Raw genomic sequence first — 20,312 nt, 5'->3', positions numbered from 1 at the left:
CGGTACTTCTTCTTTTTTATAAAGGTTTACTCATATAGATTCCGGTTTCTGCAAATCCGGTCTTCTCGTACAGTGAACGGGCAATTTGATTATGAGCAAAGACATGAAGCGAGAGTTTCTGCACGCCTAATGCCATTGCTTGCTCCTCTAATGCAGCAATGGCCTGCTTTGCAAAGCCTTTGCCTCGATAAGCTTCGAATAAGAAAAAGTTATAAATGAATCCTTCCTTCTGCGGATGATTGGGGTCATAACAAAGCCAAACCCAGCCAATCGCTTCTTCCCCATTTAAGAAATCCCAGAGCTCATGATGCTCTGTCTGCAGACCTTCAGGAAGGAGCCGATCAAATTGTTCTTCGGCGTTTGCAAGTGATTCTTCCTTCTCCCAAGTCCCTGCGAGTACCTTTTCTTCTGCGTACCGCTGAATGGCCTTCTCCATCAATACATCGTAATCTGTTTGTGACATTGGTTGTAGTGTAACCAATCGTACCGCCCCCTTTCCTCCATCATATGATGAGCATGCAAAAAAAACCAGTCCCATCAATGAACTGGTTAGTCGCCGAATCGGTCGGTTTGAGAAAGTTTGATCTCTACTGATTTTTTCTTTCCACTTCGGTAAAACTGCACCTTTACCTTGTCGCCGACTTTCTTTTGATATAAATACTTACGAAGGTCTACGATATTCTGTACACTCTTGCCATCAAAGGAAGTGACGACATCCAGCTCTTTTAGTCCCGCTTTTCCTGCCGGAGACAAAGGCTCGACACTCATCACGACAACCCCTGATGTGACGTTAGACGGCAGCTTCAGCGTTTCCTGCCAGTGATAGCTCGCAATATCAGCTAATGATTTCATGCCAACGCCTAGATACGGACGCTTTACCTCTCCGTAGCGCTCTAAATCCTCTATGACAGGGATAACGAGATTCGCCGGGATAGACAGTCCAATACCTTCTACCTCTGATTCAGCAATCTTCATTGAGTTGATGCCGATCACTTTTCCGTCCATATTGATCAAGGCACCACCGCTGTTGCCTGGATTGATGGCGGCATCTGTTTGCAGTACCTCCGCATTCCAATCCGCCTGTCCGTCTCCATTCGAGTCCACAGGAATTGCACGTTCCGTTCCTGAAATGACACCTTGTGTGACAGAACCAGCGAATTCAAGCCCTAAAGGATTTCCAATGGCGATAACTGGCTCACCGGGCTTCACATGATCTGAATTGCCAAAGGCGGCGGTCTTCTTGATCTTATCACTTTTGACGGTGAGAACCGCTAAATCCATAAGTTGATCGCTTCCGACAAGATTGGCGCCAATTCTTGTCCCATCCTGAAGGCTCACTTCAAGCTGGTTGGCGCCTTTGATGACGTGGTGGTTGGTCACGATATAAAAGGTGTCACCCTTTTTCTTATAAATCACACCTGACCCGCTGCCTGCCTCTCCGCCTTCTTCCCAAAAGCTCGACTTTTGGATATTAATAACGCCGACAACCGTATCCGACATATGAGATACGACTTTTGTGACGGCATCATTGACGTTCACATTGACGGTCTTTAAAGGGCCCTGTGCTGCTTGCCCATCTCCGTTCTGCTGCCACCCAAAGGGACTGCCGCTCTGTCCTGACACATAGGGGAAAAAGAATCCCATTAAAAAAGCTCCTACCAATACACCGATCAGACCAGATAGGAAATATCCTTTTCTGCTTCGTCTCGGCTTCCACTCTACATCGCGATAATCCACTATGTTTCCTTCCTTTCAGTGAATAGATGATGTATATAGTGTTGGTAAGAAGCTCTTATCTTAATCATACGATTGTAAAAATCATACGGCGCAAAGCGGGGTTGCTTTTTTCGGGTCCGTATCATATAAATCAAAGCCATCCCCGACAACAAAGCCTTTCATCTCAAGCGTCTGCTGGACCGCCATACGGGCTAAATCCTTCATGTTGTTGTCTTGACTCAAATGAGCCAAGTAAATGCGTGAGGTGGCATCTCCAATGACATCTGTCATCGCAAGAGCGGCATCTTCATTTGAAACATGTCCGACATCGCTCAAAATTCTACGCTTAATACTCCACGGGTATCGGCCCATTTGCAGCATACCGACATCATGATTGCTCTCAAATACAAATGTATTGGCTGACTGAATGATCCCTTTCATACGGTCACTCACATAGCCTGTATCCGTCATTAGGGCAAGTTTGCGCCCGCCATAATGGAACACGTAAAACATGGGTTCAGCCGCATCATGTGAGACACCAAAGGACTCAACATCGAGACCGCCGAAAGATTGGACGGTTTCCATATCAAAATGGAATTTTTGCTCTGTATCAATCTTCCCGATATGAGACTCCATCGCCTTCCATGTTTTCGCATTTGCATAGACAGGGAGCTTGTACTTTCTTGCCATGACACCGAGCCCTTTAATATGATCTGAGTGCTCGTGTGTCACAAAAATGCCGTCCAAGTCCTCAGGCTTGCGGTCGATTTGACCAAGCAGCTCGACCATCTGTTTGCCGCTTAACCCAGCATCCACTAAAAAGGCATGCTCGTCTGTTTCTAAATAAAAAGCGTTCCCCGTACTTCCGCTCGCTAGTACACTGAACTGCAAGCTCATGTTCTCTCACTCCATTGAGGATTTGTCATCTTTCTCTATATGATCAAGTGTTGAGCCATCAATGGCATTGATCAAATATTCTTCTTCTGTCTTTTTCTTTGAACTAGCTGATACGCCTTCAAGCTCGACTCGCCATACAGGCACCATGACCTGCGTGCTTGCACCTGGGTATTGCGTATAGTAGCCCAGCTCTACCTTTTTCACGATCGTGTTTTGGCTCAGCATGTTTTGCGTATATAAATCCTTCACAGTTTCAAGCGCTGGCACTAGGGTTTCTTTTCTCACTTCATTAATCGATGTCACCATCGACTGCTGATACGATACGACCTCGTTTTTATCATTTAGATCTAAGGTGATTTTTCCGATGGTTTCGGAGTCATCAAGCCCCTCTTGGAAAATGTATTTCCCTTTATACGTTTGGAAAAAGACGATCTTCCCTGTCTCTTCATCAATACTCCACAGCTTATAATTCTTCCCATCCAGCAAACGCTGGTTTACAAGGTTTGCCGCCGCTGTTTTCATATCTTTTTTCGGCAAGGCCACTGGTTTAGTGAAGGTCATTTCAAGCAGCGTGACCGGATCATCTTTGTCTGTTTTCGGGAATGTGCTTTTCGCCTTTTGATCTGCTAATCCGTCGACATCCTTTTTCGTATATTGCTTCTTTTCAGCTGTAATGCGGTAGCCAATCTTCGCTTCATCTGATAGATTGCCATATTTGATCCCGTCTGCCTTCATTTCTTCCAGCGTATCCGTTTTTTCGATAATCGCAAAATGATCGGTTGATCGTTTTTCAAAGTATTGAAAACCTAGAAAGATATCGAGAACGAGAAAGGCTAGGATAAAGATCGTTTTGGTCTTATTCCACTCCATGATTCTCGCTCCCCTCTGTCAACAAATCATGCGATAGAATCACGGTTTTGCCATTGTATTTCATGCACCATACTGGCTCCAGCCAGACAAACATCGCTTGATCTTGATCTGATGCGGTGGAAACAGCTTGATAGGCCGGGAAAATTTGTTCAATTTTCTCAAGGTCATCATATTTCGTCTGCTTGACGATTAAGTCCTTCAGCTCTGTCCCGTTCATCAGCTTGACTTGTTCACTCTGACTCGCTTTGTTGCCTAGAATATAGTTTGGACGCTTGTAATTCAAGATGTCGTCATTCGCCCACTGTACTTCAAGAGAGGTCATCCCAAATGGGTGCTTTGTACTGTTGACGATCGGCAGGCCATCCATAAACATATTAAAGGAAAGCTGCTGGTTGCTATTGATACCAAAGTATTGAAAGTCATCGGTAAAGCTCCCCGTATCATTGAAATACTTCACACTTCGTTTGATCAAATCACCCGTTTGGAAAACGGTGCTGCTATTGATATTGCGATGTTGATATTGGATGCGGTGGTCTTTTTGATTGGCTTCAAGGCGACTTGTGCCATCTGTGTACACCGTTCGGTTTAAATTAGACTCCTCGCCGACTAGACTCGGATCCGTAAACAAAGCGTCCTTGAATTTGCTTGTCTTAATCGTTTCGATAAAGAACATTTTCGCTTCAAGCTGCTTTTGCTTTCTCGGAAGGAGGAAATCTCGTTTCGAATTCGCTGAGAATGTATAGAGATCATAGTGCGGCATCTCGTTTTGAGCGGCTGCGATACTGTCCATGAGATTCCGATAGTTAGCGGATTCTATTGTCAGCTCTAGCACCGTTTCCTTGCTGTATGAAACCAAATAAACTTTCTTATTGGCCTTGTCCTGCTGGGAGAACGGCACAATCATCCGGTCAAACGAGTTGTATTCAATGGACTTGTTCGGCCATTTAAACAGTGCTTGGAAAATATCAATCGGAATCGGGTCATTGAACACAAGATCCAATGTCTTCCCCTGTCCTCCGCTTCCATAGAAGAAATTCTTAAATTTCTGCTCCGAATATTGATCTGACACATCCGAAATCTCTTTCACATCCCAAAGGCTCACATCATTCCAGAAGTTTTGAAAGAGTTCCTTTTGATCCACTTTAAAATGCTCCCCATTTGAATGGATGAACATCTCGCGCGGCTTCACGACATCAATGAGGCTTCTAGGCTCATCGCTTGATATCTTCTTCGTTTCCACGACCTGAGTGCCGGCATCTGCCTGGTCCTGCATGACGGGCTGGAACATCCAGATATTCCACGTAAACACAAGACTGATCGCAATTAGGATTGTCAATATTATGGTTTTAAAGGTCTCACGCTTCATCCCAATCATCCTCTTGTTCTTCATTGTACGGAAGGGTAAAGGTCACTGTTGTTCCTTTTCCTTCAATGCTGTCAGCCCAAATATCTCCGCCATGAGCCTGAACCATTTCTTTTGCAATCGCAAGGCCTAGGCCGGTTCCGCCAAGTTTTCTTGTTCTCGCCTTATCCACTCGATAAAAACGTTCAAAGATTTTATCCATATCCTTCTTCGGAATACCGATCCCTTCATCTTTGACGCTGAATAATACAAGGCCATTCTCCTCATCCAGATCAACGGTAAACGTGATATGTCCACCCTCTGGCGAGTATTTCATAGCATTGGAAATGATATTATCGAGCACTTGTGTGATTTTATCTTGATCAATTTCCACGTATATTTCACGTTGCGGAAGATTGCGAATAAACTCGACATGCTGCTCCTTTGTCATTTCAAAACGATCAATGACCAATGAGATAAATCTGATAAAATTCGTCCACTCACGGTTGAATTGATAATCCTTGCTGTCAAACTTAGACAGCTGCAGCAGGTCATTAACAAGCCTGATCATGCGCTCTGTTTCATTTTGCGTAACACTGAGGAACCTTGGCGCAAGCTCTTTATCACCAATTGCGCCTTCAGCCAGAGCCTCAAGATAGCTTCGCATCGTCGTTAGCGGTGTGCGCAGCTCATGTGATACGTTTGCGACAAATTCACGGCGTTCTGCATCGATTTTCTCCTGCTCTGTGACGTCATAAATGACCGCAATTAAACCATCAATCTTCCCATGCTCTTTCTGAATCACTGAGAAATTGACACGCAAAACAGACAACTGATCTTCGCGTTCGATTTCTATCAGCATGGAATCTTGATTTTCGACTAAATCTTCAAAGGTATGCGTGTCCTCGAGGCCCAGTAAGGACGTGATCGGCATCTCTAGTGCTGTTTCACGTGAAACATTTAACAGCTCTAATGCTGGGCTGTTTAATAGAATAATCGCACCGTTTTGATTCGTTGCGATGACGCCATCCGTCATATAGGCAATGACCGAAGAAAGTTTTTTCCGCTCACCCTCCGTCATCAGCTGCGCTTCCTCCAGCTCTCTCGTCAGATGGTTAAAGGTTGTCGCAAGCTGGCCAATCTCGTCATGTCCATACTTTCGAACCTTTCTGGAAAAGTTCCCTTTGGCGAGCTCGATCGCTTGCTTTCTCATATCCGAAATAGGATGAGTGATTGTTCTAAAGATGAAAATTCCAAGTAGTGCGGTCGTCCCAAGGGCGATCAGTGTGCCAGTTGCCAAAATGGTGTTAATGGTTCGCATTTGGTTAAACACGCTCTCCATCGAAGACACAACATAAATCACACCGACAGTTTCTTGGTTTTCATTTTTCACGGCTGTCGCAGAGATACGCACCCGTTTATTTGATTCTGGGTCATAGAATTTCTTTTCATAGTCTTTGCCTACTGCGAAAATACGGCTAATGATTTGATCTGTGATTTTCTTGCCGGCAATCTCCTGACTGCCGTTATTCACAGAGGCAATCACCTCTCTGCTTTCATCAATATAGCTGACTTCAGAAATTTCATTAGACTCATCTTTGTTGTTAAAGTCGTTTAATATCTTTTGAGCATCCTCTTTTAATTCTGCCTTGCTTTTCGATGAATCTTGTTCTAGGTAATACGATAACGAGTAGATTCGCTGATTCAAGGAATTATCATATGAATTAATTAAGGACTGCTCTAGCTGCTTCACAAAGTACACGCCAATGATCTGCATGGCGACGATGATCAGCAGCACGTAAATTAAGGTCAATTTAAAGTGAATCGAGCGAAAAAAACCTACTTTATTCATAAGAATCTTAGTCCTGCTCTGGGTTTCTTAAATAGTAGCCGACGCCTCGTCTTGTCACGATCCAGCTCGGGTGGCTAGGGTTGTCTTCAATTTTCTCACGAAGACGGCGGACGGTGACGTCTACTGTACGGACATCCCCGAAGTAATCGTAGCCCCATACGGTTTGCAGCAAGTGCTCACGTGTCATAACCTGTCCGATATGTTTCGCTAAGTAATGAAGCAATTCGAACTCACGGTGCGTCAATTCAATCGTTTCCTCGCGCTTAGACACCACATATGCATCTGGATAAATGACAAGTGATCCAATTTCAATATCATTTGATTCAGATTCTTCCTCTGTCTGCGGCGTAGCAATTTGTCTTCTCAAATTCGCTTTCACACGGGCAAGCAGTTCGCGCGTGCTAAATGGCTTCGTCACATAATCATCTGCGCCAAGCTCAAGACCGATGACTTTATCAATTTCAGAGTCTTTTGCTGTCAGCATGATAATCGGCATGTCATATTTCTTTCTCACTTCACGGCATACCTCAACGCCATCTTTGTTCGGTAGCATAATGTCGAGCAGAATAATGTCCGGTTTGATTTCTTCTACCATTTCAAGGGCTTCATTGCCGTCATATGCACAATGAACCTCATAGCCCTCTTTTCTTAAGTTAAACTCCAATATATCAGCAATCGGTTTTTCATCATCTACGACAAGAATCTTTTTTTCCATTGTGATTTCCTCCTGCATTTTTAGCATCTATGTCATTCCATTTTTGCATGTCTCATCAGACCTTTTTGATTTGAGCAAAAAAGGTTCACTGTCTATTATAACGTTTTACGTGGCAAAGATAAAAATAATAACGGCTTTCTTTTCTAGCAATCGTTGGATAGGAAGACGATACTCAAAAAAATGATGGTTTTTTTCCTTTTTTATTGAAACTTTTCCAGTCACTGATCGTCTATATAGATGTAACGTCTTCTTCTTATGGAGCCGGGCCCTACCTAGGTCCGGCTTCTCCCTTTTTATGCCTTCTTTTCATAAAATAAAAACGCACCTGCGATTGCAGATGCGTTTGGAAGTGGCTCGGGACGGAATCGAACCGCCGACACACGGATTTTCAGTCCGTTGCTCTACCAACTGAGCTACCGAGCCATCATCAAAAAGATGAATAAGTATAAATGGCGGTCCGGACGGGACTCGAACCCGCGACCTCCTGCGTGACAGGCAGGCATTCTAACCAACTGAACTACCGGACCTCAGTAACTTGCCTGAAAAAGCAATCGTGGTGCTCTTCCAAGCAAGTGAGGAAAAATTAGCTTAACGCTAAAGTAAATCAATGACCCGTACGGGATTCGAACCCGTGTTACCGCCGTGAAAGGGCGGTGTCTTAACCGCTTGACCAACGGGCCAATACATGGTGAGCCATGAAGGACTCGAACCTTCGACCCTCTGATTAAAAGTCAGATGCTCTACCAACTGAGCTAATGGCTCTCGGTTTGTGAAAAGTAATTCTGAAGAAGTTGTATTGCGTCAAACCAATCGCTTTAAAAAAGCTGGAACATCGCATCCTAACAAGTTTCAGAGACCTTTGCAACAACGAGATTTATAATATCATAGAGTAATTACATATGGCAATACGTTTTTCGACATTTTTTTAAAAAAAGTGTCGGATTTGAAATCTCCTGCCAAATCCCTTCTACTTGCAACCGCCTTCATTTTTGCTGCCTCTTTTCATGATCACTACCTATTCAAGCACATAGAAACGTTTTAGACCTCCCGGAATTGGTTATACATGAAACAAGTGACATTGTGATTGAAAAAGGAGGAAGCAGTATGAGTTCATTCAAATTAGGAGATAAAATGCCCAATTTTTCACTTCCAACCATTCAGGGCGAACATATTGATTTTCACAAACATTTAGAGGAGCATCAAAGCTGGCACCTCATCGTCTTCTTTAGAGGCTCATGGTGCCCAGTATGTGTAGAAGAATTGAAAGAGCTCGAACAGCAGCAGTCATACTTTCAAGACAAGGATATCCACTTAATGGCGATTTCAACGGATCATTCTGATGACTTGAAGGAATTTGCCGATAAAGAAGGACTATCCTTCCCAATCATGTCTGACAAGGACCTCACTTCATTAAAAGCATATGAAGTCCACTATCACGGAGAAGATGCTCCTTATGAAGATCACGGAGTGCACGGGGAACCTGCCTATTTCTTACTAAACGAAAAGGGCCAAGTCCTCTATCAGCAAAGACAAACAAGTCCGTTTGGCAGACCGCATGCCAACGAACTGCGCAAAATCATTCAGTACATCCGCAAAAACTTAAAAGGCCAATATAAAAGCGTGAAATAAGAAAGAAGCCCTCATGACGAGGGCTTCTTTTATGAATTCCTTTTATGATATATCCAGTCTGCGACGAAAAACACAAGAAGACCCGACATGAGAATCACAAAAGTGACGGGTGGTTTATCACCCTGGAAATAAGAGTAAAGCGAATGTCCTCCTAATGCGAGAAGATAAAAGATAAATGCCGGCCCTGCTGCTTTATGTGCATTCGCTTGTTCTTTTTTCGTACTTTTTTTGAAAAACATTGTAACGATTCCCCTTTATGCTGCTTTCTTCTTCGTCACCCGGCGAAGTGCCCGCGAACGAATAAATTCCATCGGACCAATTCTCCAAACCTTTAGACAACATGCTGATATGGCGATTTGCAGAAGAGAAATGAGCAGCCATGCCAATACGATAAGAGGGGCGTTGATTTGCCCGCCAAGACCCAATCCCCAGCTATAAAAAAGAACCGAGCAGATGACATTTTGCAGGATGTAACAGCTGAGCGCCATTTTCCCTACATATTCAAACCAATTCCACATGAACCATGACTCCGTGTGAGCCAAGAGCTTCGCAATAACAGCGATATAGAAAAGAGAGAGGAATGGCGAAAACGCATAGCGCACAACGAATTCCACTAGTTCGTTCGGAACGAAGACAAGTGCATTCAGCGGCAAACCCACCCACAGACCGATTCGGAATAATCTTTTCCGTAGAGATTGCCCGCGTTCGTTTGCATAAAAAACACCGGCTCTCATCATCCGCACACCTAATAAAAACAGAAATGTGTTCATTGGAATGATAAAGATCGCTTCCCCCCGGTACATGAAAAAGTGTTGTAATCGTTCTTGAACCTGTGAGATCCATGTGTCTGGCAGCTGCTCTTCCAGCGCCGGTTCACTGCTTTGATCATACGATTCTGTTTCCATTTCAGAGAGGGCGAACACCATCAGACAGGACAGAACAAGCAGATGAATGACTCCAGAGAAGAGCATGCCTCTTTTGATACGCTTGCTCCCTCCTCGCACAATAAATGCCACAAGCAAACCGGTGACAGCGTAACTCATGAGCACATCATATTCCATCACAAGTGCAAAATGGACAAAGCCTTCGATAAATAAAAATAAAAGAATCCATAAATATGTACCCGGCCAAGGCGTGTTTTTTCTTTTGGCCTGCTGGTATTTGAGTTCTAGCCCTACACCGAACATGATAGTAAGCAGCGAGAGCATTTTCCCATAGACGAACATGGAAACAAGGCTTTCTAGAAAACTGCCATTCTCATATTCATCTGCAATCTGATCTGTCGCAAAGATATCCCCTGCATAGGCAAAAAACCAGACGTTCGTTCCCAATGTGCCTAATATGGCGAAACCTCTTAAAATATCTAATAATCTTATTCTTTCTTTCACTAGAACGCTCCTTCCCCCTATACAGTTATCATATTTTGGTAATGATCGGAAGCTTGTTCTACTGAAATTAAGAAATTTTTAAACAAAAAGACACCAGTAAAATGTGCAATTTTACTGGTGTCTGATCAGTCTATGATTATGGACGGTACACGCTGCGGACAACGTTCGTTTGTGAACGATCTGGTCCGACTGAGAAAATGGAAAGTGGAATACCTGTTAATTGTGAAATACGCTCTAAATAATGACGGGCATTTTCAGGCAGTTCGCTTAAATTCTTCACGCCTGTAATATCCTCTGTCCATCCTGGCATTTCTTCGTAGACAGGCTCACATTTCGCTAATTCTTTTAGACTTGCTGGGAATTCTTCTGTGATTTCTCCGTTCAATTTATAAGCGACACAGATTTTCAATGTTTCAATCCCTGTCAATACATCAATTGAGTTAAGAGATAGATCTGTAATCCCGCTCACACGGCGAGCATGTCGGACAACCACACTGTCAAACCAGCCAACACGGCGCGGGCGTCCAGTTGTTGTACCGTATTCACGGCCAACCTCACGGATTTGATCGCCAATGTCATCATGGAGTTCTGTCGGGAATGGGCCATCTCCAACACGTGTTGTGTACGCTTTTGACACGCCGACCACATGTTGAATTTTCGTTGGTCCTACACCAGAACCAATCGTCACTCCTCCAGCCACTGGATTAGATGACGTAACAAATGGATATGTCCCTTGATCGATATCAAGCATCACACCTTGTGCTCCTTCAAATAGCACGCGGCGGCCTTCATCTAGTGCGTCATTCAAGACAACAGATGTGTCCACGACATATTTTTTCACTTGCTGACCATAGTCATAATACTCGTCTAAAATATCTTCAATCTTGAAGCCTTCTGCGTCGTACATTTTCTCTAAAAGACGATTTTTCTCTTCTAGATTACGTGCAAGCTTCTCTTCAAATACTTCACGATCTAATAGATCTGCGACACGGATACCGATACGAGCTGCTTTGTCCATATAAGCTGGTCCGATTCCTTTTTTCGTCGTACCGATCTTGTTAGCCCCTTTCCGCTCTTCTTCTACCTCGTCCAATTTTAAATGGTAAGGCAAAATCACATGGGCTCTATTGCTGATTCTGAGGTTATCTGTACTCACATTCCGTTCGTGAAGATACGCAAGCTCAGTGACCAACGCTTTAGGATCAACCACCATTCCATTACCGATGACACAAGTTTTTTCTTTATAAAAAATACCGGACGGAATGAGGTGTAGCTTGTAAGTCACTCCATCAAATTTGATCGTGTGACCTGCATTGTTTCCCCCTTGATAACGGGCAATCACCTCTGCATTTTCTGAAAGGAAATCGGTAATTTTCCCTTTCCCTTCGTCACCCCACTGCGTACCTACTACGACTACTGAAGACATATCGTGCACCTCCGTTAACCTTTCAAAACGTTATCTCTTTCAAACACATTTATTTTATCAATGCAAAACGAAAAAGTCAACGCTAAATCCGAACATTAATATCTCGAAATCAAATTTTGTTCGTTTTAAATATGAGAAAAAGCGCTTTAATCACTTCTTCAGCGCTTAAAAAGGGAGATTTTGAGTAAAAACAACGATTTTGATTATTCTTACTTTCTATTGATTTTCAATTAAATGAATCATCGAGCTTGCCATAAAATCAGGTGAGTACGGTCTCCCTGTCCTCAGCCACCATTCAGCTGTTCCAACGTAAGCTGAAATGACGAATTGCTTCTGCATGTCGATAGGAACGAGATGCGGATCAGGTTTTGAGCCTGCAACCCCCTTTACCCCCAAAGAAAAGCTTTCTTCAAAAAAAGCACGAACCGTTTCATGAATATTGAGCTCTCGTCCTCGTTTCAAGAGAATTTGATACTCCTCTTCGTGTTCTTGCAAATGCTGATAAAATCGAAAAATATATACATATGCTGCATGTTCTTTTTCCAAATCACCTTCTTGTACAGGCGCAAAAATGGCACATTTCATCACATCAAACATCTCATCCATCACCTGCTGGGCAAGATCAAATTTATCCTCATAATGCTGATAAAAGGTCGTGCGGTGGATGCCCGCCACTTTCGTCAAATCCTGTACAGAAATCTTCCCCCATTCTTTCTCGCTTAATAACTGAAATAATGCTTTTCTTAATTGCTGCTTTGATTCCGTTGCGCGCTTATCCTCTCTGTAGCAGTCCGCCACAAGCCGCTCTCCCCTTCCTATTTTCTTCAACAGATTTCGCTTTTCTGTTGGTTGAATCCTCCAGGCTGATGAATTAACTTTAATCTAACACAATGAAAAAAAGGAAGCATCTGACAACCTATAAGGAGTGATGATCATGGAAACAACGACCCCAAGTGCCGTGCAAAAAACGTTATTAAGAGGAAAAAACAAGCAGGACCCGTATCACCCATTTGATTGGTATGCCAACATGCGCCAGACATCACCTGTTCATTTTGACGAAGCCAGCCGAACGTGGAGTGTATTCACCTACGAGGAAGCAAAACGTGTGACAATCGATAAAGATACCTTTTCGAGTCAGCCTCCTAAAAACCAGCGGAAGCATTCACTGATGAAAACAATGGTGATGATGGACCCTCCCAATCACACTCGTATCCGCTCCATTGTCAGCAAAGCCTTTACTCCTCGAGTCATGAAATTGTGGGAGCCTCGTATTCAAGAATTGATGGATGAACTCATGGCACAACTTGAAGGAAAAAAAGAGATTGACCTAGTGCAAGACATCTCTTATCCGCTTCCTGTCATTGTCATTGCAGAGCTTTTAGGTGTGCCGTCAGAGCATAAACAATCCTTTAAAGAATGGTCAGATATTCTCGTCAGCATGCCTAAAAGTGAAAATGAGGAGGATGTAGCTGAATGGCAGAAAACACGTGACAAAGGAGAAGCTGACATGATGGCGTTTTTTGCAGACACCATTAAAAAGAAACGTCACAACCTCGGTGATGATTTGATTTCCCTCATTATTCAAGCAGAGGAGAATGGAGAAAAACTGTCAGCGGATGAACTAATACCATTCTGTAATCTTCTTCTTTTAGCCGGCAACGAAACAACCACCAACTTGATCTCCAATATGATCTTCAGCTTGTTAGAACAGCCGGGTGCGTATGAAGCGCTCTCCCAATCACCTGAACTCATCCCACGTGCGGTGGAAGAGGCCGTCCGTTTTCGTGCACCAGCTCCTACGATCGTCCGTTATGTCACAAAAGATACAGAGCTTGGAGGGGAAGTGTTGAAAAAGGGGGACAATGTGATTGTGTTTCTTGCTTCTGCCAACCGAGATGAGCGTCAATTTTCAAGCGCACATGAATTCGATATACACCGCCACCCTAACCCTCATATTGGTTTCGGGCACGGCATCCATTTCTGTCTTGGCGCACCACTCGCACGTCTTGAAGCATGTACAGCTATAAAGATTTTAATCGAACGATATGAGGCGTTAGAGCTCCTTTCTTACGTTCCGATGACAAGCAGCAGCATGTATGGACTGAAAGAGCTGAAACTGCGTGTCACGCCTCGTTCATAACAGAAAAGACTCCCGGGCAAGGGAGTCTTTTTTTAAACGGGGGTGATTCCATCTGTGTTCATGAGCACAATGCGATACCCATCTGGATCTTCAATGGTTGCTCCTCCCCGTTCCCAATATGGATTTGTAGAGGTGACTTGCCGTCCGCCAAATGAGATCAACCTCTCTTTCATTTGCTGAAATTCCTCAGCATTTGGAATATAGAACACAAGAAGCTGTTCTGGATGCGGGGAGGGCAGACTTTCTTCTTCTTCATGCTTCGTGATTTCTAAATGAACATGCTGATGAGGAAGTCCCAGCATGACGCCGTCATATCCTTCATGCTGATCAAACGAGCCTATTCGTTTGAGCCCTAAGCCTTCTTCATAAAAGGACACAACCTCTTCCATGTTGACGGTTGGGCGTGCGATGCGTAATTGAGCGGCTTCGAACTGTTGAAATTTCATCAGTCATCACTCCTTTTCTCCTTTTAGTATACGATTTCTCTGTCTTTCTCTCCTCCTCATTTCGACCGTTTTTCAATCATTCTTTCGATGTAGATCCATCAAAAAAAGCCCAGCTTCTTGAGCTGGGCTTTAAGCACCGGGCGGAACACCCGCATCGTCAAATCTTCTTTCCAGGTTGACGAATTTGTTATATTCTTTGACGAACGCCAGTGATACTGTACCAACTGGACCGTTACGTTGTTTGGCAATAATGATTTCAATAATGTTCTTATTCTCTGATTCTTTGTCGTAGTAATCATCACGATAAAGGAATGCCACGATATCGGCATCCTGCTCAATACTTCCTGATTCACGAATATCAGACATCATCGGACGTTTGTCCTGACGCTGCTCTACTCCACGTGAAAGCTGAGACAAAGCAATAACTGGAACTTCAAGCTCCCTTGCCAGTGATTTTAATGCCCTAGAGATTTCAGAAACCTCTTGCTGACGGTTATCGCTTGATCGTCCGCTCCCTTGAATGAGCTGTAAGTAGTCAATCAGGATCATGCCAAGACCGTTTTCTTGCTTCAAGCGGCGGCATTTCGAACGAATTTCACTTACTCTGATTCCAGGCGTATCATCTATGAAAATCCCACTATTTGATAGCGAGCCCATCGCCATTGTCAGCTTGCCCCAGTCCTCTTCTGTCAGATTACCGGTTCTTAGGTTCTGTGCATTGATATTCCCCTCTGCACAAAGCATACGCATGACGAGCTGCTCAGCCCCCATCTCTAAACTAAAGATGGCGACACTTTCGTCCGTTTTGGTCGCAACATTTTGTGCGATGTTCAATGCGAAGGCTGTTTTCCCTACTGATGGACGAGCCGCTACAATAATTAAGTCATTTCGCTGGAATCCAGCTGTCATCCGGTCAAGCTCGGAGAAACCTGTTGGAATCCCTGTGATATCGCCTTTTCGGTTATGAAGCTGTTCAATATTATCATATGTCTGAACAAGCACGTCCTTAATGTTTTGGAAGGCTCCTGAGTTTTTACGCTGCGCCACTTCCATAATGGTCTTTTCAGCATCACTCAACAGATCCTCTACTTCATCCTCACGCGTGTACCCATCCTGTGCAATGGTTGTCGCCGTGCGGATCAGACGTCTTAAAATTGATTTCTCTTCTACAATTTTTGCATAGTATTCAATGTTTGCGGCAGTTGGGACAGAATTCGCAATATCGGTTAAATACGAAATCCCGCCTACCTCTTCTAGTAAATCTGTATTGGCCAGTTCAGAAGTCACCGTAACAAGATCGACCGGTTCCCCTCTATCACCAAGTACAAGCATCGCATTGTAAATCTTTTGATGCGACATTCTATAGAAATCCTCTGGAATTAATACCTCAGAAGCGAGCGTGAGCGCAGATGGTTCTAAAAAAACAGCACCTAATACGGCCTGCTCGGCTTCTATATTTTGCGGCGGCAGCCGGTCATCGAGAAGTTCCGTCATGCCAAGCACCGTCCTTTCATAAAAAAAATACGCTACTCATCATTTTAACATTTTCATCAATAAAAAAGTGAAAAACATCGACTATAGTCAAAATTACCATGAGGATGTTTCGCTGAACAGCCAACCAACGCATCTCAATAGAAAAGACCCTGTAACATCAATTGTTATAGAGTCCTTCATTGCCGCTAATGGGATTTGTATCTGTTACCGTTCACATGTTGTTAATCGATCGTTTTCTTCACTCCATAATTTTCTTTTTGCCCAATGTCATGTAAAGACCCGTTTTGATAACCAATTGATAACACCAAATCGGGAATAGAATCAAACCCGTTTTTCGCTAGATCAAACAGCTGTGCTCCGTAATGTGAAGCGGCAATTCGTGCATGTTCTGCTGTGTATGGGTTTTTCAGGAGATCTTCTTTGTATATATCAAAAATATTCGTCCCTTTATCCGTTACAAATTGACCATTTACAATGCTTAAATCCTTTAAATTGTAGCCTGTGACCGTTTTGATTTGATTCACAAGATGGAACTTTGCAAGAGAATCAGGCGTGAATTGAGTAGAATCATCATTTCTACTTTTCATAATATGGAAAAACAATTCTCTTGTATTGTTGCTTGTATTTAATAGGTCTTCTATTTGTTTGGTCAGCGATTCATCTGTTGATCCACTCACCACTAATTTGAAATGATTTGGGTCAATGGTAAAAGTTAAATTTGTGTTTTTAGGAATGGTTATACCGTTTTTAGAGAATAAATCTTGCAATTGTTCGTTGACTTTTTGTCGATTGAATATTTTCTTTTCTACGCTTTCTTGGGTGGGATCGTACCGTTTTTCGTTACGGAAGATGGCGTCATTAAAGTCATATTGACCTCCTTTTCCAGAATTAGCCCAGCCAATCTCCATCGTATATGCAGCTTCTCTTTCTACTTTAGTTAGATCACTCCTGAAATAAGGAGAGCGTGGATTTCGATACTTATCGTGTATATGGCCATGGGGATTTTCAAAACGTTTATTTTGTTCATTTATTTTTTCGTATTTTTCATCTAATATTTTCATTCGTCTATCAGCTTCGGTCATTACATCATTTGTACTTTTGATAGCTGATTGACCCTTATAGTCTATTCGGTTCTGATTGTTTGAAGCACCTGCCATGTATGACGTATTAATATTCATTTTGATTCTCCTTTTTAAAAAAATTAGTGATTATTAAATATATCGGCAATTCAGTTAAATTTTGTTAGTTTTGATCCGATATAGTAATTATTACAAGGAGGGTTAAAATATGACAAATACTATCTTCAAACGTTTTTTATTACCTGCATTGGTATTAGTGCTTGTTACTAGTTTTTTTGCACCTAATTCAGCAGAAGCAGCAATTACGGGGAATAACAGTCCTACCACAGCAAGCTCAATGGGATATTGGAAATATAGTCGTCCAGATACGACAATCTTACCTGAAGGTGAAAATGAAGCGTATTATCAGTTCACGATCAATAAGGGTGAAAGGGTTTATGTGCGAAGTTCATATGATAAGCAATATACAGGGATGAAAATCGAGGTGTATAATTCGAAGAGTTCTAAGCCAGGATCAAGAGTAATTAATCCCGATTCAGTAACACCCTTTATATTCGCAAATACTGGTGACGTTACTTCTACTTCAGAAACTTATTTTGTAAAAGTGACCCGTGGTACATATACGGGGAATATGTATTTTACTGTCTCCATTCAAGATCGCATCAAATCTGGAAATGGAACATTCAATTTTACGGGAGCCGCTACCAACATGGGGAACACTTCTTTGAATTTTTTAGGAGTTGATTCTTCTATCATTACAATGGATTTAACGAGCAATTCTTCTATCCCTATAAATGCAATCGTTAAATCGATTTCAACAACAAGTACACAATCACCTAACCAAGGAAATGTTACTCACAAGCTGATGGCTGATGAAAACAAGATTTGGAACGAATCCATTTTTTCATCTGCAACAAGTGGTTCTTACCGTATTTCTCTTGAAGATCAATTAAAAGTCGCGCAAAAATGGAGCTTTAAGTACAACGCAAAGGCTACAGCGAGATCTACTATGAGCAATGTCAAAGCCGATATCCGTTACGAATATGATGTCACAGATGGATTCTAATTGAATGGTGTTTACAGAATTAAAAAGTAAGGGTACATCCCTTACTTTTTTTTATTGTTATTATTCGCCACTCTTAAAAAAGCTGTGCATACTATTGAATCAGTTTTGAGATATGAGATCACCTACTTTTCGCGAAATCCTCCTCAATGTCCCTAAAAATACAAATGAGTCTATAGACTTATTTTTCCTCAAAATCATTTCAAGAAGAAAAGCCCATATTTATTCCTGTATCAAACAGAAGAAAATGGTAAAAATTCCGAGGCAGTCAAGGTCTTTTGACATTTCTCCTATTTTTAAATGACAAGGTCCGATATTCCCTATTTCAAATCATTTGTTAGTGAGTTAGTCCTTTATTTTCTGAATATTATAATAAAAAAAATCAAGTACACAACTTGATGAACATTTGACTTCATAATTGATAACCATTATCATTTGTTTTGCTTGCGGATAGTTGAGAATCATTTTCATTTGGAGAAGCCATTCTTCAAGTACTACACTCATCCAATAGCTACAAGCCTGCTTTTATCATCGTATGAGAGTCGAATTTGAGGAAGGAGATTTGTCACATATGTCCAAACGCCCTGAAGGAATGGGTACTGAGGATTCTTTTTTCGGAGAAAGCCGGCCTTTTTTTATACCCGGGACGGAGCAACTAGATATCACAGCACACCCATACAGACTTTTTATATTTAAACCGAATACTACTCCTCCAGCGGCTGGTTTTCCAGTCATGTACGTGCTTGATGGGAATTCACTTTTTGGCACAATGGTCGAAGCCATTCGTTTACAGTCAAGAAGACCTGAAAAAACAGGTGTTGTACCTGCCATCATTGTTGGAATTGGCTATCAGACAGAAGCGCCCTATCATCCGCTCAGGCATTATGATCTCACTCTTACCAGCCCTGACGCTTCCATCGGGGGCAAAAGAAAAGACTTCTCCATCCATACATATGGTGGGGCCTCTGCTTTCTTTTCTTTTTTAGAAAAGACTGTGAAGCCTTATATCGAGCAACGCTTTCCGATCAACCTAAGTCGTCAAACACTGTTTGGGCATTCTCTTGGCGGTCTTTTTGTATTACACACACTATTTGAGCACCCTGATGCTTATCAGATATATATTGCAGGCAGTCCTTCTATCCACTGGAACAAAAAATTATTTCTAGAAAAAGAATACCAATTCACCAACCGCATACGTCAGGTGCCTATGAATGGCAGGCTGCTTGTAGGTGTAGGTGAGTTAGAAAAACATCATCCATGTCAAATGAATGCTCATGCAAAGTCACTAGCAAATCGTATGCAGCCTTTATCCACATATGGCTTACATACGGCCTATCACGAGTTCCCTGAAGAAGGACATACGTCCGTTTTACCGGTGCTGATGAATTACGCTTTTCGTTTTGCGCTCTATCATGATGATCTTTTAACAACCACAGACATGAAAGAAAGGTAGTGAACGTATGAAACATAGTGGTCTATCTCAAAAGATTGCCCTTGTCACAGGCGCAGGGCAAGGTATCGGGCAAGCAGTCGCAAAAAGACTAGCCGACGAAGGTGCGATCATTGCAGCAGTTGACGCAAATGAGGATCAGCTTCAAAGCACCGTCCATCAAATGAATGATGAAGGCTTACGTGCCTTTGCCTATCCAGGTGATATTACCGATCAAGCATCTGTTCAGCACATTATCAATCAAATTGAAAAACAGCTTGGACCCATTTATTTACTAGTTAATGTAGCAGGCATTCTTCGAATCAGTTCTATTGACCAGCTTAGTGCAGATGACTGGCAACAAACCTTCGCAGTCAACACACATGGTGTCTTTTATGTATCACAAGCTGTCTCCAAATACATGATGAAAAGATCAGCAGGGGTCATTGTGACCGTCAGCTCTAACGCAGGTGCCATTCCTAGAATGAATATGGCTGCCTATGCCGCTTCAAAGGCAGCAGCTACTTCCTTTACAAAAACGCTTGGATTAGAGCTGGCAGACTATGGAATCAGATGCAATGTTGTCTCTCCTGGCTCTACCACAACACCTATGCAATGGGCTTTATGGTCTGATGAACAAGGCGCAGACCATGTGATCAAAGGGTCATTAGAGACGTATAAAACCGGTATTCCTTTACAAAAAATCGCTGATCCTCAAAACATCGCTGATGCAGTCATCTTCTTTGCATCTGAACAATCCAGTCATATTACGATGCAGAATCTCACGATCGATGGTGGCGCAACACTCGGAATCTAGCATTTCATC

19 protein-coding genes and 4 tRNA genes are annotated in these 20,312 nt (G+C 42.6%); 5 read left to right on the top strand and 18 right to left on the bottom strand.

What is annotated here, in order from left to right:
* Nucleotides 1-16 precede the first annotated feature (16 nt).
* The 11 genes from MHH40_RS10820 to MHH40_RS10770 all read right to left on the bottom strand — a co-directional run bounded on the left by MHH40_RS10820 (nucleotide 17) and on the right by MHH40_RS10770 (nucleotide 8,154).
* Nucleotides 17-481 (bottom strand): GNAT family N-acetyltransferase, encoded by a 465-nt coding sequence (locus MHH40_RS10820; RefSeq protein WP_050944644.1) that lies wholly within the window; start codon nucleotides 479-481, stop codon nucleotides 17-19.
* A gap of 68 nt (nucleotides 482-549) precedes the next feature.
* Nucleotides 550-1,740, bottom strand: coding sequence for a S1C family serine protease (locus MHH40_RS10815; protein ID WP_411431631.1), 1,191 nt, complete (start codon nucleotides 1,738-1,740; stop codon nucleotides 550-552).
* A 78-nt stretch (nucleotides 1,741-1,818) separates the two neighbouring features.
* Entirely contained in the window at nucleotides 1,819-2,613 is a 795-nt protein-coding gene (locus tag MHH40_RS10810) for an MBL fold metallo-hydrolase (RefSeq protein WP_034660602.1), read from the bottom strand.
* A 6-nt stretch (nucleotides 2,614-2,619) separates the two neighbouring features.
* Complete coding sequence (locus MHH40_RS10805) at nucleotides 2,620-3,483, bottom strand: two-component system regulatory protein YycI (RefSeq protein ID WP_340901062.1); 864 nt, start codon at nucleotides 3,481-3,483, stop codon at nucleotides 2,620-2,622.
* Nucleotides 3,470-4,849 (bottom strand): two-component system activity regulator YycH, encoded by a 1,380-nt coding sequence (gene yycH, locus MHH40_RS10800; RefSeq protein ID WP_050944647.1) that lies wholly within the window; start codon nucleotides 4,847-4,849, stop codon nucleotides 3,470-3,472. Before yycH ends, MHH40_RS10805 begins: the two co-directional genes overlap by 14 nt.
* A complete protein-coding gene (gene walK, locus MHH40_RS10795; RefSeq protein WP_050944648.1) occupies nucleotides 4,839-6,677 on the bottom strand; it encodes a cell wall metabolism sensor histidine kinase WalK in 1,839 nt (612 codons plus the stop codon). The genes yycH and walK overlap by 11 nt, the downstream gene beginning before the upstream one ends.
* 7 nt (nucleotides 6,678-6,684) lie before the next feature.
* Entirely contained in the window at nucleotides 6,685-7,392 is a 708-nt protein-coding gene (gene yycF / locus MHH40_RS10790; RefSeq protein WP_003215017.1) for a response regulator YycF, read from the bottom strand.
* A 350-nt stretch (nucleotides 7,393-7,742) separates the two neighbouring features.
* A tRNA-Phe gene (locus MHH40_RS10785) sits at nucleotides 7,743-7,815 on the bottom strand.
* 27 nt (nucleotides 7,816-7,842) lie between these two features.
* A tRNA-Asp gene (locus tag MHH40_RS10780) sits at nucleotides 7,843-7,919 on the bottom strand.
* A gap of 81 nt (nucleotides 7,920-8,000) precedes the next feature.
* A tRNA-Glu gene (locus MHH40_RS10775) sits at nucleotides 8,001-8,072 on the bottom strand.
* A 6-nt stretch (nucleotides 8,073-8,078) separates the two neighbouring features.
* Nucleotides 8,079-8,154, bottom strand: a tRNA-Lys gene (locus tag MHH40_RS10770).
* A gap of 342 nt (nucleotides 8,155-8,496) precedes the next feature.
* Between MHH40_RS10770 and MHH40_RS10765 the strand changes: the two genes are divergently transcribed.
* Nucleotides 8,497-9,021, top strand: a complete 525-nt coding sequence (locus tag MHH40_RS10765) for a peroxiredoxin family protein (RefSeq protein WP_012011881.1) — start codon at nucleotides 8,497-8,499, stop codon at nucleotides 9,019-9,021.
* Between the two features lie 29 nt (nucleotides 9,022-9,050).
* On the opposite strand, the gene MHH40_RS10760 is transcribed toward MHH40_RS10765, so the two are convergent.
* The 4 genes from MHH40_RS10760 to MHH40_RS10745 form a co-directional block, all read right to left on the bottom strand.
* Nucleotides 9,051-9,260, bottom strand: coding sequence for a hypothetical protein (locus MHH40_RS10760; RefSeq protein WP_050944649.1), 210 nt, complete (start codon nucleotides 9,258-9,260; stop codon nucleotides 9,051-9,053).
* 15 nt (nucleotides 9,261-9,275) lie between these two features.
* On the bottom strand, nucleotides 9,276-10,409 hold the full coding sequence (locus MHH40_RS10755; RefSeq protein WP_050944650.1) for a DUF418 domain-containing protein: 1,134 nt from the start codon (nucleotides 10,407-10,409) through the stop codon (nucleotides 9,276-9,278).
* Between the two features lie 136 nt (nucleotides 10,410-10,545).
* Entirely contained in the window at nucleotides 10,546-11,835 is a 1,290-nt protein-coding gene (locus MHH40_RS10750; protein WP_050944651.1) for an adenylosuccinate synthase, read from the bottom strand.
* A gap of 216 nt (nucleotides 11,836-12,051) precedes the next feature.
* Complete coding sequence (locus MHH40_RS10745) at nucleotides 12,052-12,633, bottom strand: TetR/AcrR family transcriptional regulator (protein WP_050944652.1); 582 nt, start codon at nucleotides 12,631-12,633, stop codon at nucleotides 12,052-12,054.
* 136 nt (nucleotides 12,634-12,769) lie between these two features.
* Here MHH40_RS10745 and MHH40_RS10740 point away from each other — a divergent pair, with 136 nt between their 5' ends.
* Nucleotides 12,770-13,975, top strand: a complete 1,206-nt coding sequence (locus MHH40_RS10740) for a cytochrome P450 (RefSeq protein ID WP_050944653.1) — start codon at nucleotides 12,770-12,772, stop codon at nucleotides 13,973-13,975.
* Between the two features lie 32 nt (nucleotides 13,976-14,007).
* On the opposite strand, the gene MHH40_RS10735 is transcribed toward MHH40_RS10740, so the two are convergent.
* From MHH40_RS10735 to MHH40_RS10725, 3 genes are all read right to left on the bottom strand, one after another.
* Nucleotides 14,008-14,421, bottom strand: a complete 414-nt coding sequence (locus tag MHH40_RS10735) for a VOC family protein (protein ID WP_003214623.1) — start codon at nucleotides 14,419-14,421, stop codon at nucleotides 14,008-14,010.
* A 129-nt stretch (nucleotides 14,422-14,550) separates the two neighbouring features.
* Nucleotides 14,551-15,915, bottom strand: a complete 1,365-nt coding sequence (dnaB, locus tag MHH40_RS10730) for a replicative DNA helicase (RefSeq protein WP_003214779.1) — start codon at nucleotides 15,913-15,915, stop codon at nucleotides 14,551-14,553.
* A 221-nt stretch (nucleotides 15,916-16,136) separates the two neighbouring features.
* Nucleotides 16,137-17,093, bottom strand: a complete 957-nt coding sequence (locus MHH40_RS10725; protein ID WP_050944654.1) for a DUF4885 family protein — start codon at nucleotides 17,091-17,093, stop codon at nucleotides 16,137-16,139.
* A 109-nt stretch (nucleotides 17,094-17,202) separates the two neighbouring features.
* Here MHH40_RS10725 and MHH40_RS10720 point away from each other — a divergent pair, with 109 nt between their 5' ends.
* From MHH40_RS10720 to MHH40_RS10710, 3 genes are all read left to right on the top strand, one after another.
* Nucleotides 17,203-18,060, top strand: coding sequence for a hypothetical protein (locus MHH40_RS10720; protein ID WP_050944655.1), 858 nt, complete (start codon nucleotides 17,203-17,205; stop codon nucleotides 18,058-18,060).
* Between the two features lie 568 nt (nucleotides 18,061-18,628).
* Nucleotides 18,629-19,510: an alpha/beta hydrolase gene (locus tag MHH40_RS10715; RefSeq protein ID WP_050944656.1), complete on the top strand. Its 882-nt coding sequence runs from the start codon at nucleotides 18,629-18,631 to the stop codon at nucleotides 19,508-19,510.
* Nucleotides 19,511-19,517: 7 nt separating this feature from the next.
* Nucleotides 19,518-20,303, top strand: coding sequence for a 2,3-dihydro-2,3-dihydroxybenzoate dehydrogenase (locus MHH40_RS10710; RefSeq protein ID WP_226804534.1), 786 nt, complete (start codon nucleotides 19,518-19,520; stop codon nucleotides 20,301-20,303).
* Nucleotides 20,304-20,312: the final 9 nt, after the last annotated feature.

Source organism: Bacillus sp. FSL K6-2431, from assembly GCF_038005165.1.
Classification (GTDB): Bacteria; Bacillota; Bacilli; order Bacillales; family Bacillaceae; genus Bacillus; species Bacillus pumilus.
Note: the sequence above shows the minus strand (reverse complement) of the source record. Positions and strands in the feature narration are given on the sequence as shown.

Bases quoted from the DNA above. Each gene is read 5' to 3' on its own strand.
- MHH40_RS10810 (WP_034660602.1), bottom strand. From the start codon at position 2,613: ATGAGCTTGCAGTTCAGTGTACTAGCGAGCGGAAGTACGGGGAACGCT.
- yycF (WP_003215017.1), bottom strand. From the start codon at position 7,392: ATGGAAAAAAAGATTCTTGTCGTAGATGATGAAAAACCGATTGCTGAT.
- MHH40_RS10715 (WP_050944656.1), top strand. From the start codon at position 18,629: ATGTCCAAACGCCCTGAAGGAATGGGTACTGAGGATTCTTTTTTCGGA.
- walK (WP_050944648.1), bottom strand. From the start codon at position 6,677: ATGAATAAAGTAGGTTTTTTTCGCTCGATTCACTTTAAATTGACCTTA.
- MHH40_RS10740 (WP_050944653.1), top strand. From the start codon at position 12,770: ATGGAAACAACGACCCCAAGTGCCGTGCAAAAAACGTTATTAAGAGGA.
- MHH40_RS10750 (WP_050944651.1), bottom strand. From the start codon at position 11,835: ATGTCTTCAGTAGTCGTAGTAGGTACGCAGTGGGGTGACGAAGGGAAA.
- MHH40_RS10720 (WP_050944655.1), top strand. From the start codon at position 17,203: ATGACAAATACTATCTTCAAACGTTTTTTATTACCTGCATTGGTATTA.
- MHH40_RS10735 (WP_003214623.1), bottom strand. From the start codon at position 14,421: ATGAAATTTCAACAGTTCGAAGCCGCTCAATTACGCATCGCACGCCCA.
- dnaB (WP_003214779.1), bottom strand. From the start codon at position 15,915: ATGACGGAACTTCTCGATGACCGGCTGCCGCCGCAAAATATAGAAGCC.
- yycH (WP_050944647.1), bottom strand. From the start codon at position 4,849: ATGAAGCGTGAGACCTTTAAAACCATAATATTGACAATCCTAATTGCG.
- MHH40_RS10765 (WP_012011881.1), top strand. From the start codon at position 8,497: ATGAGTTCATTCAAATTAGGAGATAAAATGCCCAATTTTTCACTTCCA.
- MHH40_RS10760 (WP_050944649.1), bottom strand. From the start codon at position 9,260: ATGTTTTTCAAAAAAAGTACGAAAAAAGAACAAGCGAATGCACATAAA.
- MHH40_RS10710 (WP_226804534.1), top strand. From the start codon at position 19,518: ATGAAACATAGTGGTCTATCTCAAAAGATTGCCCTTGTCACAGGCGCA.
- MHH40_RS10725 (WP_050944654.1), bottom strand. From the start codon at position 17,093: ATGAATATTAATACGTCATACATGGCAGGTGCTTCAAACAATCAGAAC.
- MHH40_RS10805 (WP_340901062.1), bottom strand. From the start codon at position 3,483: ATGGAGTGGAATAAGACCAAAACGATCTTTATCCTAGCCTTTCTCGTT.